Here is a 12,764-nt window from a genome sequence, read left to right as displayed (position 1 = left end):
TAAGAAGCGTGTGACACTGCCTTTGCACCTAATGTCTCAGGGGTGAGATCTCAGGTGTTCGAGGTCCCATCCCGTCGATCGTTGTTGCATTGCCATCGTCCTCACTTCTTCTGGCGTGTACCCTGCTTGGCGTAGCGCGCGGATGCTGCGTGCGTCGTCGCGCTTGGCCAGGCGCTCGCCGTGTTCATTGACCACCAGATCGGTGTGCGCGTAGGCCGGCTGTGGGAGACCCAATGCGCGGATCAGCAGGATCTGCCGGGCCGTTGAGCGTAAGAGATCGCGGCCCCGAACGACCTCGGTGATGCGCATCGCAGCGTCGTCCACAACGCAGGCTAATTGGTAGCTTGGTACGCCATCGCGACGTAGAACGGCGAAGTCACCAAAGTCACGACCAGCCACGAACTCCTGGGGTCCGAGCAGGCCATCAGTAAAGTGGACGATATCACCGTCACGCACACGAAAGCGCCAGGCGGTTGGCTGGCCTTCGCGCGGCGAGCGGCTCCGGCATGTACCTGGATAGATCGGCTCATCGTCCTCTGCGGCGTGCGGTGCGCGCGAAGCCGCGAGCAGATCTCGCCTGGAACAGGAGCACGGGTAAACCGCGCCAGCGGCACGCAGATGCTCGAAGGCGTCTCGATAGAGATGCCCGCGCAGACTTTGCGCATACGGTCCGAAGTCGCCGGTGTCGCGGCCGCCGCTCAGCGGACCTTCCTGCCAGTGGATGCCGAGCCAGTGCAGGTCTTCGAGCATGGCCGAGACGAAGTGTGGCTGACAACGCTGCGTATCAAGATCGTCGTTGCGCAGAACCAGCGTGCCGTAGGCTGCGCGCTCCGCAGCAACGAGGAAGGTGCGTGCGTGACCAAGATGCAGATATCCCGAGGGAGATGGAGCGAGCCGTCCGCGGTAGAACATCGCCTTTACGATAAATCCGAAGGGCAAAGGCAGCCCAGTCGGACGGCCTTTGTCCTTCGGTTTGAGAAGCGGCGTTAGAAACGATAGCCTACGCCCACAGAGGCAATGGGGAAGAACGACGCATAGCTCAAGTTGTTATTCTGGCGCTTGATGAACTTCGCCAAATCGGATTGGAAGCCCGCGTCGGAAGATACGTCCTGGCAGCCGAGTGGCTGCGGTACGGTCGGGTCGCAGGCGCTGCCAGTGAAGGTAACGGCAAAAGTCGGCTGACCGATGTAGTAGAAACCAAACTCCACCGGGAACGAGAAGTGCGCGCCGTGCCGGGAGCTCAGATTGCCATAGCCGACGCTGAGGCCCACCGCCGTCTTGCGCGTGTCGACGAAGCCCGTGCCGTGCAGTGGGTTGGCGTTGCTCGAGACGTAGTCTCCTCCATCAAGGCTGATCGACTGACCAGACGGCACGATGACGTTCACATTTGCTTCAGTCTGCACGCCGAAGCGGACCTGTGGGCTGATACGGAAGCCGTTGTGCCATGGGTAGTAGTCCAGTGCCACGTGACCGCCGCCCACCTTCAGATCGGCGCCGATCTGTGCGCCGTCGCTGGTGAAGTTGCCAGTGTACTTCAGGTACTCACCACCTGCGCGCACATTGAAGTGCTGCCCCATCGGCTCTGCGATGTCCAGCCCGATACCGTTCAAACCAACGCTGATGCCCAGGCCGGGATGCTTCCAAAGCTCCCGGGTGGGGAGGCGTGTCCGCTCTTCGTATGTCATGCCTGTCGCGGGCACGGTAGTGGCGAGTGTCGACCCACTGTCCTGCTGCGACTGACTAGTGCTGACATCGGCGGAGGGGGATGCGGAATATGCCTGACCAATCGCGGAGGAGCAGGCGGCGGTGCAGAAGAGAAATGCGGCCGCGGGAAAATAAGCCCGCGCAAAATGCCAGAAAAGAATCAAAAAACCTCCATCACCGCTGAGGAGGAGGAGCAGCGGTGAACAGCGAATCAGGAGAAATCCAGATTCAGGTTCACCGTAGCACTGGCATTCGTTTGGCGATGTGACACAAATTGGGGAGGTCAGCCGGTGTTTCGAAGGCCCGCGCTGATGCCGTTGATGGTCCCCGTAATGGCTCGATTGATGGCAGCTTCGTCCGCTTCACCTGCCTCGCGCTTGCGACGCAGAAGGTCCACCTGGATCCAGCTCATGGGGTCCACATAGGGATTCCGCAGGCGAATGGACTGTGCAAGAACCGCGTTCTGCTCCAGCAGATCTGCCTGCTGTGTGATGAGTAGAATCATCGACCGCGTGCGCTCGAACTCGTCCTTCAGCATCGGGTAGACGCGGTTGCGTAGCGCCTCATCTTCGACGAGCGAGGCGTACATCTGCGCAATGCCGAAGTCGCTCTTGGCCAGTGCCGACTCAATGTTGCGCACCATGTCCAGGAACAGCGGAAACTCGCGAGCCATACGCTGCAACTGCTCCAGACCATTCGGATGTTCCGTGGTGAAGCGTTCCATTGCGGTGCCAACGCCGTACCAGGCCGGCACGGTGTGCCGTGACTGCATCCACCCGAAGACCCAGGGGATGGCCCGCAGGTCCGCGAGCGATCGCTTGCCCGTACGCTTGGCTGGTCGCGAACCGATCTTGGCGTGCTCCAGCTCCGCGACCGGAGTGGCCTGCTGGAAGTAATCGAACGTGTCCGGGTTGTCGAGGATGTCCGTGCGATAACGTTCGAATGACCATTCGGCCAGCGCGTCCATCGTGGACTCCCAGGCCGGCTCGATGGCGCCGGTCAGGTGCGTGCTGCAGCCCTCGCAACTACGCAGGTCCGGGCGCGCGACGGCGTCGAGTGAGGCGGCAATCATTAGCTCCAGATTGCGTTCAGCCAACACGACGTCGCTGTACTTGAAGTTGAGCACTTCGCCCTGTTCCGTGATGCGCAGGCTGCCGTCGAAGCTGTCAAGCGGCTGGGCGTAGATCGCGCGATGCGTTGGCCCGCCGCCACGGCCGACTGTGCCTCCGCGACCGTGGAAGAGACGCAGCTTTACCTTGCATTCGCGAGCCACGGTGTGCACGGCGCGATGGGCCTTCCAGACCTCCCACGTAGACGCGATCATGCCGCCATCCTTGTTCGAGTCGGAATAGCCGAGCATCACTTCCTGACGCCGACCGGAGGATTCCAGCAGTGGTTGATACGCCGGGCTGGTCCACAGTTCGCGGCAAATATCAGGCGCATTCTGCAGATCTTGAATCGATTCAAAGAGCGGAGAAATCAGGATTCCAGGGTCCGATTCCGTGTGTTCAGCGGTCACGCCACCAAGACGCGCCAGCCAAACCGTTTTGAGCACATCTTCCGCGCTTGTCGCACCGCTGATGACGTACTGCCGGATGCTCTTCGGGTCGCCGGAGCGCTTGACCGCCGCGACCGTACGGAAGGTGTCGATGACCTCAGCCGAGGCGTCTGAAAGTGCCGGCGGAAGGGAACCATCTTCACGCCATGCTGTGATCTCGGTGATGGCCGCGTCGTGCACCTTGGCATGCTGGCGGATGTCCAGCGTCTGCAGGTGAAGACCATAGGTCCGGACCTCGAGGATCAGCGGATCCAGGATGCTCTCCGCGATGCGTTCGCCGCGGTTTTCCATCAGCGAAGAACGAATGAGGCCGAGGTCGTGCAGCATCTCGTCCGCGCTGCCATAGGGCGGCAGGCGATCTGTGTCAGCGGGAGCGATGAACAACTCGCTCTCACTGCCGAGCCGGGCCAGCATGCACGTCAGCAGGATGCGGATCTGCTCGCACAGGAAGCGTGCGCGCATCTCCTCCCCGGCGACCGGGATCTGTCGCAGGTAAGCCTCAACAGCCGATATCAGCTCTGGACTTGCGGCGGCCTGTTGTGTGGACGATGAGATATGCTTCGCTGCTTCCACCAGGCGGGCACGATAGTGCTTCATCAGCACCTCGCGTGACATGGCCAATGCCTCGCGTGTGACCTGTGGTGTCACAAAGGGATTTCCGTCGCGATCGCCGCCGATCCACGAGCCAAAGGTAACGAGTGTCGGCAGATCGGTCAGCGCCAGGTTAAGACCGTACTCCTTGTGCAGCGCGCTACGCACCTCGGCGTAGAGGGCGGGCAGCGTCTCGAAGATGCTGTCATTGAAGTAGTCGAGGCCCATGCGGACCTCATCTGTCACAGCCGGCCGCTGCAGGCGGACATCGTCGGTCTGCCACAGTCCCGTGATCTCGGTCAGCAGTCCACGCTCCAGTTGCTCCAGGGCGTCATCGCTTAGGGGGATGCGGTCAAGGTCTTCGAGCAGTTGCGCGATGCGATGGCGCTTACTGATGACGGAGCGACGCGCGACCTCTGTGGGGTGTGCTGTGAAGACCGGGGTGACGCAGATCTTCCGCAGCAGCGACAGCGCCTCTTCGGCGGTGTAACCAGCCTTGCGCATGCGGCGAAGCGTACCTTGCAGACTGCCACGTTGCGGCTCTGCATCATTGCGCAGACCACCGGCCAGGCGGCGGCGCTTGCGATGGTTCGTCTCTGCCAGATTGATCAGTTCAAAGTAGAAGCCGAAGGCGCGTGCCAGTTGGTACGCCCGGTCGACCGGCAGCGTGTGTACCAGCAGCAACGCCTGTTGCAACGCGCTGGCTGCAAGTGCGTGGTCGCCATCGAACTCTGCTTGTCGCCGCTCTGCCGCCAGCCGGCGCAATGTCTCTACTTGCTCAAAGAGATCTTCGCCGACCTGCTCGCGAAGAACCTCACCCAACAGCGTACCCAGCGACCGTACATCGCGCCGCAGGGGCGCCGACTTCAGCTCGGGCGTACTCGCCTCAAGCTCGGCAAGCCGCTGACTCCAGTTTGCCGGTTGCCACAGACCCGCCATAGTTTCGATTATGCCTGATCGTGCGTGACCGTATCAGCTCGATGGGCAGAAGGTCCGCTTCTGGCATTCGGAAGCACATTCAAAGACGTCTCGACTAGCCCACTCACGGAGCCGTCATGCATGGGCACTCCCCGGAAAGCGACTCGCACCCAGCCATTCCATCCATAGACGCAAAGCCGATCTTTGCGCTCAGGCGAGACACGACTTAAAACTCGGCGGAAGGCGACCCGGCTCTTGGCTTCAGCGTGAATGCTATGATGGCCGCCACCAGCGCAATGATGGCGAAGATGAAGATGCTGCCCTCCGGGCCGATACTGCCGCCGCTGAAGAGCAGGTTGCCCTCAGGCAGAGCAGTCATCAGACGATGCGGTAGCACGAGGCCGCTATCGGATGTCCCGTAGAAGTAGGACTCCGCCCAGTCCCACGCCGCGTGGAAGCCAATGGCCCACCATAGCGATCCGGTGCGCCACAGACTGAAGGCGAAGAGGAAGCCAATGAGTCCTGCGGACACCAGACCGATGCGGCCCTCGCCGGGATTGCCTGCATGCACAGCACCGAACAGGATGGCGAGCAGGCTGGCCGTGATCCAGAAGGCCACAGCGGGAGCGTGGTCTTCCAGGCCCATACTCCGTAGAGCACCCGCGATGCCGCGCGTCAACGTGAATTGCGGAAAACCACGGAAGGTGAACTCTTCGAAGAAGCCCGTCATCAGGAACGAGAGCGCGAAGATCACGGCCCACAGGAGAATGTTGGCAACGCCATGGAGATTGAGCCCACTGAAGGCAAGATAGCCCCCAGCGCGCAGCATTCCTACCAGGACAGAGAGCGTGCCAAAGCCCCACAGCAGACCCATTCCGAAATCGCCGGTGCGGCTCCGTGGCGATCCAATGCCATAGGCGGACCAGGGTTTGCGCTCGATGCGCGACACGATGAGACCAGCAGCGCCAACGGTGAAGAAGCCAATGGTGGAGCTGAGCAGCGTTAGCCATTCCGGCATGGTATGCGGCGCGACGCGGCCGCTCAGCAGGATGCGCAGCATGGCGTTCACGCCACGCGCGAGCATCGCCGCGAAGAGCAACCATAGCAGGAGCGCCCAGCCCGCCCGCATGCCGTCGCGTCCGAAGAAGATGCGGCGGACGGCGGACGAAGGCTCTGGACGATGCAGGGTGACGCTGTCGTCCTGGGCAGGTGGGAACCATTCAGGTTCCCCGGTTGTATCGATCGGTTTGGCTTGCGGCGTGATCTCGTCGGACATGTCGAACTCTCGTCCTTCCAGAGAGTGTCTCCACGATACGACAGACCAGGGGCAGACAGTCTCTCCGGACCGCACGTACACTGCGAGAGATGTGGCAGGTCGGCAAAAGGGTTTTCGCGGCAAGCGGTATGACGTCTTCAGTCTGCTTCGTAGTCCTCGCTGCAAGCTACCTCCCGGCAACCGCGCAGCAGGTTCCAAAGTCTGACCCTGTGGTGCCACCCGTCAAGGACACTGTTAGCGTTGTGGGCGACCCAGAGCCCGTCGCGCTGGGACAAAGCGCTCGCGCTGTGACCGTCCTGGACATGGAAGACCGCAGCCTACAGCTGCAGAGCCTTGAGGACTCTTTGCGTACCGATGCGTCGGTCGATATCCGTCAAAGAGGTCCGATGGGTGTGCAGTCGGACATCTCTATCCGGGGCAGCAACTTTGAACAGACGCTTGTCCTACTGAATGCTCTGCGAGTCAACGACGCGCAGACATCCCACTTCAACCTCGATATCCCCGTGCCTCTACCGGCGCTTGGCGGGATCGCCGTGCTGCACGGATCGGGTTCGACGATCTACGGCTCCGACGCGCTTGGCGGTGTCGTCAATGTGACGACCTGGAAGCCGACGGAAAGCTCGCTGCGCCTCCGCGCGGGTGGCGGTAACTACGGCGTCAACACGCAAAGCTTCGTCGGCGCAGTCGCAGGAAGCCGCAGTAGCGTGGTCGTGGCCGGGGCGCGTGACTTCTCCAGCGGCTTCATGCCGGACCGTGACTATCGCAGTGAGAGTGTCAGCGTGGAAGGTCGCGCGACGACACGGTTGGGCGAAAGTGATTTACTGGTCGCGGGCAGTGACAGAGCCTTTGGCGCGGATCAGTTTTATGGCAACTATCCGTCGTGGGAGCGGACGAAGGGATGGTTTGCGTCGCTCACGCAGGGGCTTGGTGCGGCCACCACGGCGGCGGCGGCCTATCGCAGGCATGCGGATGTCTATGACCTCATCCGCGATCGTCCTGCGGCGTACGAGAACAATCACATCGACCAAAGCTGGCAGGGTGCGGTGCGCCACGCGCATGTTCTGGGGCACATCGGCAGAATCTTTGCAGGGCTCGAGGAGAACACCGACAGTATCCGGAGCAATGCGCTTGGCCAGCATGGACGCAACCGAGGCGCAGGGTATGTTGATGTCGATCTCCACGCGCGCACGGCGACCTTCTCAGCCGGCCTGCGGGAGGAAGTTTTGAGCGGTGGCCGCATCGTGCCCTCTCCGACCTTCGCAGCCAGTGTGCTGCTTCAAGGAAAGTGGAAGCTTCGTGGCAGCGCGGGGTATGGTTTTCGCCTGCCCACCTATACGGACCTCTATTACAACGACCCGACGACGATCAGCAATCCTGCGTTGAAGCCAGAATCGGCGTGGAGCTTCGACGGTGGTGTCGACTGGTATCGCGGTAAGACGATGGCGGTCTCGGTGACTGGCTTCCTGTCGCAGCAGAGCAATGCCATCGAGTATCTGCGCCGCTCATCCGTGACGAAGTGGCAGGCGAGCAACCTGGCGCGTGTGCGTCTTGCCGGTGTTGAGGCATCTCTGCAGACCAGCCCCGCGGCCGGGCAGCAGCTCCGGGTCAGCTGGACGGCTACCTTCGGCGCGCAGAGTGCGCTGGATGGTCAGCAGTCGCAGTATCTCTTCAGCTATCCAGTGAACCGCGCCGCCGTGGAATGGTTCGTGCAAGAACGGCACGGCATCAAGTTGCGACCGGCATTTTCCGTCACACAGCGTTACGGCCTGGCGCCGTATGCCGTGATGGACCTTGGCGCGTCACGCGAGGCGGGCTGGTTGCATCCCTACGTTCAATTAACGAATCTGGCGAACACCGGCTATGCCGAGATCCTGGCGGTACGTATGCCGGGCCGCGGCATTGTTGCAGGGATTGAGATCAATCTCACCCGCAGGCATTAGTCATGTCTGACGAGTGACCTCCCACTTCGGGGTCCATGAGTGGGTCTTTGCTTTCGGACGGGCGTGGCTTCAGCCATCACAATTTCTGATCCAGCCACTTTGGGCTTTAGCCCCTGAGGGAACTTGCCTCAGCGGCTGAAGCCGGGTTTCAGATTCACTTCAAAGGCATGACTGAAGCCACGCCCCTCCGGAAGCGGCCTGATTCGAATTTGTCAGAAATAGTTATGCGGCTGGCTTCATCATCGCCAGACGCAGCATAACCGTCTGATCAGACTGCAGCGCCTTGTTCTTCCAACTGTGTTGAAAGCTCTTCCCATTCCAGCATGAGAGTCTCGTGTTGCTTGCGCAGTGCCGCGAGTTCTGCAGTCTGCTTCTGCGACTCTTCTGCAGAGACGAAGTTTCCCATTGCTGTCTCCAGAGCCGTCATGCGGTCTTCCATGCGGGGCATTTCGTCTTCCGCAAAGCGAATACGATCCTGCATCTGTTTCAGCTTGATGGGATTCAGCTTCTTCACGTTCGCGACAGCAGGCGTGGTCACAGGCGAAATGACAGCGACGGGTGTTTCAACTACCGGGATGTGCGCGCGCTGCATCTCGATGGCTGCGGCTTGCAGCGATTCCGGTCCGCCGTTCTTGCGCCACAGGTAGTCCTCGTAGTTACCGGGATAGACCTGCACGCCGCCGTGATCGCATTCGAAGACGCGTGTTGCAAGGCCGTCGATGAAATAGCGATCGTGCGAGACGAAGAGTACAGTGCCTGTAAAGGCGCGGATGGCTTCGAGGAGGACATCCTTCGCACGCAGGTCAAGATGGTTCGTTGGCTCGTCGAGCAGGATGAAATTTGCGGGCGACACGAGCATGCGTGCCAATGCGTAGCGATTGCGCTCGCCACCGCTCAGGACACCGAGCTGCTTGAAGACATCGTCCCCTGCGAAGAGGAACGCGCCGAGCAGGTTGCGCAGTTCTACAGGTGCGACCTTTGGTGCGGATGCGTTGATGTCATCGAGCATCTTGGCATTCGGGTCCAGCACCTTGTATTGGTCCTGCGCGAAGTAATCGGCAACCACGTTATGGCCGAAGCGTACGGTGCCGGTGGTGGGCTCCTCGAGCTTGGACAACATGCGGATGAGTGTTGATTTACCCGCGCCGTTGGGCCCAACGAGCGCGATGCGATCGCCACGTTCGATGGTGAAATTCACATTCGACAGGATCTGTTTCGGGTCGTAGCGCTTGGAGAGGTTTGTGACCTCGCAAACAGTGCGTCCGCTGGCGGGCGGCTGCGGGAAGGAGAAGTGAATTGTCTCTTCGTCCTCCGGCACCTCGATGCGTTCGATCTTGTCGAGTTCCTTGATGCGGCTTTGCACCTGTTTCGCCTTTGTGGCCTGGTAGCGGAAGCGATTGATAAACGCTTCGAGCTGCTCGATGCGGTCGCGCTGGCTGGCATAGTCCTTGGCCAATTGTTCACGGCGCTCGGTCTTCTGCTTGACGTATTTTTCGTAGCCGCCGGTATAGAACCACACGCGCTTGTTCCAGACTTCCGTGATCTTGGTGACGGTCACGTCAAGAAAGTAACGGTCGTGCGAGATGAGGATGAACGCACGCGGATAGCTCCGCAGGTACTCCTCAAGCCAGTTGCGAGTTTCAAGGTCCAGATGGTTCGTGGGTTCGTCAAGCAGCAGGAGTGACGGCTTCTCGAGCAGCAGCTTCGCGAGCGCAATGCGCATCTGCCAGCCACCGCTGAACTCCTCCGTCTGGCGGCGCCAGTCGTCCTTGCTGAAGCCAAGGCCACCCAGGACCGCGCCCACCTGTGCGTCAAGGTTGTAGAGGTCATGTTGCTGCAGCGTGTCGCTAACGAGCGAGAAGCGGTCGGCCACTGCCGCGTACTCCGGCGAGGCCGGATCGAAGTGCGCGAGCTGGTCACTGAGCGTGTCCATCTCCTTGTCCATCGCAAGGGCTTCGTGGAAGACGCTGAGGCACTCCTCGAAGACAGTTTTGCCGCGCATCACCAGGCCGTCCTGGGGAAGGTAACCGATGGTGAGACCCTTGCTGCGATTGAGCTGGCCGCCGTCCAACTGCTCGACGCCCGCGAGGACCTTCAGCAGCGTGGACTTGCCGGTGCCGTTGCCGCCCACGAGGCCGGTGCGCTCGTCCGGCGTAATGAGCCAGTTGGCGCCTTCAAATAAAAGCTTATGCCCAAAGCGCTTGGACCCGTCGGCAAGATGCAGCATCCTTCCATTTTCGCAGATCATCGAGGCAGGCAGGGAACATTGGCGCGGCGGACAGTTGGGCTGAGAGAGGGCACGGGTTGGGATGCGGTCCTTGCCCCGGTTGGTTCCCGCATCTAACGTTGTGCCATGTCCTTCTCGCGTCGCCGCCTGCTTTCCGGAATGTTCCTTGGTGGGGTGTGTGCCGTGGCACGCTCGCAGCAGTTGGCGCACGCGGGGTGGCGCGGCAATAGCATTACGCCGGAGGCATGGTGGAAGCATGCCGCGTTTGTGCGCTTCAGCGGGGACGTCACCTTCGCGGAAGTAGCGAAGAGTCTGGAGAACATGAGCGCGGTCAGCGCGGACAGCGTCCTGTTGCCGGATCTGCGGCCCCCCTTCGATGCTGCATTGCCCTTCGATCCGAGCTTCGGTTCGGAGCAGGATCTGGACGAGCTGCTGCGCGAGGCCTCTGCCCGCCGCATGCATGTGCTGGTGCGGATGCCGCTGCAGCGCGCGCAGGGGGACCGTGGTGCTGGCGAGATCCGCTTCTGGTTGAGCCGTGGCGTCGCCGGCTTCGATCTCGGGACAATTACGCCGACGGAGCTGGATATGGCACGCATCCTTCGGGAGACAATCGACCGTTTCCCGGGACAACGCATCCTCATGGCAAGGACACCGGGTGTGGCGGCCGTCTCCTCGCCGGCACGCAGCGGAACTTCGCGGAATGCGGCCACATCGCGCCACGATCCGATTACGCTGCACCTTGTCTCCGCACAGGATGTGGAGGCTGGTGGACAAGGGGCAATGAACACTGCAACCCAGGTTGTGGAGATTGTGAAACAAGGGCCGCCCAGTGCCGTTGCAGAGAGCGCTCCGGGGGCGCAGTTGCCAAGTTCGGTGCCGGCCTTGCGCAGCTTGCTGCCGCTGCTGTTGTCGGGTGGCGCACCAGTGCTGGATAGCCATTTGTTGACCACTGCAGCAGATCGCAGCGCGGTGCAGCAGGTACTGACGCTTCGCAGTACGCACGCGGTGTTGCGGTCGAGTGTGATGTCTGTTCTGGCTACGGGGAATCCGGGCTTACACGCGTGGCTGTTGCGTGATCGGCAACGCAATGCACGGGGCAGCCTGCTGCTGGTCACGAACAATTCGGAAGGAGCCATCACGCTGCATCTTTCGCAAGTCATGGCCGCGCAGGGCATGCGTGGAGCGTACCTTCGTCCGCTGCTGCGAGGCGACGGTGGCATGGGTTCGGTGAATGTCGAGACGGGCGTGTTGCCTGCCGGCGCGGCTCTGCTGGCGGAGGTTCGCAGCGACAGCTATGCACCATCTACCGCATTAGATCCAGATGCGCCGCCGCCGGGTAGTGCGCGTAGACACCATCGAAGATAGCGTCCCAGCGACAACCCAGGGCATACTCGCGGGCGGCCGTCGCCATGGTATGGCGCAGGCTCGCGTCACGCACCAGATCGGCGATGGGCTCAGGCATCAGCGATGGTGTTCGTGCGTAGCCTGTGACGCCGTCGCGCACGATGAACTTCGGTCCGCCACCGGTTGTGACAACGGCAGGAACGCCGCTAGCGAGGGCCTCGAGCACGACATTGCCGAAGGTATCGGTGTCCGAAGGGAAGACGAAGATGTCCATGTTGGCATAAGCGGCCGCGAGCGCTTCGCCGCGCAGCACACCGGCAAACTCGGCGGTGGGGAGCGAGGCGCGCAGAGACGCTTCGTCACCACCCTGACCCACGATTACGAACTTAGTGTTGGTGATGCCGAGTTCGCGTAGTTCCGCCTCAATGCGTGGCAACATGGCGATGTTCTTCTCGACGGAGAGCCTGCCCACATAGCCGAGCACGACGGTCCCGTCGTCCTTCGCGCGCGTGCGCTTTGAGGGGCTGAAGAGTGTGGTATCGACGCCGCGGCGCATCACGTGGCAGGGCCGCTGCGTGCGTGCCAGCAGCGTGCAGAGCTCTTCATTGGGCGCATACAAGACACTCGCCAGGCTGTAGAAGCGGGCGGTAGCAGCGAGTGCTGATTCCTCGATTCGAAGAGCGGCACGACTACCAAGTCGTGCGGATCGGCGTCCAGCATATTCGTGTACGTTGGTGTGCCAGCTTGCTGCCAGAGGGATGCCCATCTTCCAGGCGAAGTATGCGCCGAAGATCCCGAGTTCGCTTGGGCCCGTGATGTGGATGACGTCCGGCCTGAAGTCACGCAACGCACGGCGGATGACGCGGCCATAGCGCGCGAAGAATGGGTCGAAGCTGAGGTCCTTCTCCATGGCGATGGAGGCGCGGCCGCGCGGCAGATCGACCGCCGTCACGGAGCCCTGCGTGGTAACAATTGCGGCGCCAACAGAGCCTGGCGCGCCCGCGCGGATGGCCAGAAAGGGGAGCCCGTGACGCTGCGCGTAGGCAGTGAAGTTCCGCGCGGTGTGGGCCACGCCGTTCACCTCGTGAAACGAGTCCGGAAAAAAGGCGACACGCGGCGCACCCATGGCGACAAAGTATCAGAGCGATGCGCATCGTGTGACGGGATGTCGTGCTCATCTGCGGGCAGGAGTCTTCGTCATGGAGT

8 protein-coding genes are annotated in these 12,764 nt (G+C 61.6%); 2 read left to right on the top strand and 6 right to left on the bottom strand.

The genetic code is table 11. The features are described from left to right. Positions 1-36: 36 nt before the first annotated feature. The 4 genes from gluQRS to BLW03_RS08630 all read right to left on the bottom strand — a co-directional run bounded on the left by gluQRS (position 37) and on the right by BLW03_RS08630 (position 6,047). Positions 37-939 (bottom strand): tRNA glutamyl-Q(34) synthetase GluQRS, encoded by a 903-nt coding sequence (gene gluQRS / locus BLW03_RS08645; protein WP_348270839.1) that lies wholly within the window; start codon positions 937-939, stop codon positions 37-39. Positions 940-986: 47 nt separating this feature from the next. Next, the gene (locus tag BLW03_RS08640; RefSeq protein ID WP_074653398.1) at positions 987-1,868 is read right to left on the bottom strand and encodes a hypothetical protein; all 882 of its coding nucleotides are present in this window, start codon (positions 1,866-1,868) and stop codon (positions 987-989) included. Between the two features lie 119 nt (positions 1,869-1,987). Next, positions 1,988-4,792 carry a phosphoenolpyruvate carboxylase gene (locus BLW03_RS08635; RefSeq protein WP_074653396.1) on the bottom strand — a complete coding sequence of 935 codons (2,805 nt, stop codon included), beginning with the start codon at positions 4,790-4,792 and terminating at the stop codon, positions 1,988-1,990. A 205-nt stretch (positions 4,793-4,997) separates the two neighbouring features. Next, positions 4,998-6,047, bottom strand: a complete 1,050-nt coding sequence (locus tag BLW03_RS08630; protein ID WP_083350414.1) for a CPBP family intramembrane glutamic endopeptidase — start codon at positions 6,045-6,047, stop codon at positions 4,998-5,000. 128 nt (positions 6,048-6,175) lie between these two features. Between BLW03_RS08630 and BLW03_RS08625 the strand changes: the two genes are divergently transcribed. Further along, complete coding sequence (locus BLW03_RS08625) at positions 6,176-7,987, top strand: TonB-dependent receptor plug domain-containing protein (protein WP_074655878.1); 1,812 nt, start codon at positions 6,176-6,178, stop codon at positions 7,985-7,987. Between the two features lie 268 nt (positions 7,988-8,255). On the opposite strand, the gene BLW03_RS08620 is transcribed toward BLW03_RS08625, so the two are convergent. Next, on the bottom strand, positions 8,256-10,214 hold the full coding sequence (locus BLW03_RS08620) for an ABC-F family ATP-binding cassette domain-containing protein (RefSeq protein ID WP_074653394.1): 1,959 nt from the start codon (positions 10,212-10,214) through the stop codon (positions 8,256-8,258). Between the two features lie 126 nt (positions 10,215-10,340). Between BLW03_RS08620 and BLW03_RS08615 the strand changes: the two genes are divergently transcribed. Continuing rightward, positions 10,341-11,579 (top strand): hypothetical protein, encoded by a 1,239-nt coding sequence (locus BLW03_RS08615; RefSeq protein ID WP_074653393.1) that lies wholly within the window; start codon positions 10,341-10,343, stop codon positions 11,577-11,579. On the opposite strand, the gene BLW03_RS08610 is transcribed toward BLW03_RS08615, so the two are convergent. After that, complete coding sequence (locus BLW03_RS08610) at positions 11,518-12,684, bottom strand: glycosyltransferase (protein ID WP_074653391.1); 1,167 nt, start codon at positions 12,682-12,684, stop codon at positions 11,518-11,520. The genes BLW03_RS08615 and BLW03_RS08610 overlap by 62 nt on opposite strands. Positions 12,685-12,764: the final 80 nt, after the last annotated feature.

It is taken from the genome of Terriglobus roseus, from assembly GCF_900105625.1.
GTDB classification, from domain to species: domain Bacteria; phylum Acidobacteriota; class Terriglobia; order Terriglobales; family Acidobacteriaceae; genus Terriglobus; species Terriglobus roseus_B.
The sequence above is the reverse complement of the archived record's forward strand: the minus strand, read 5'-3'. Positions and strand labels throughout refer to the sequence as shown.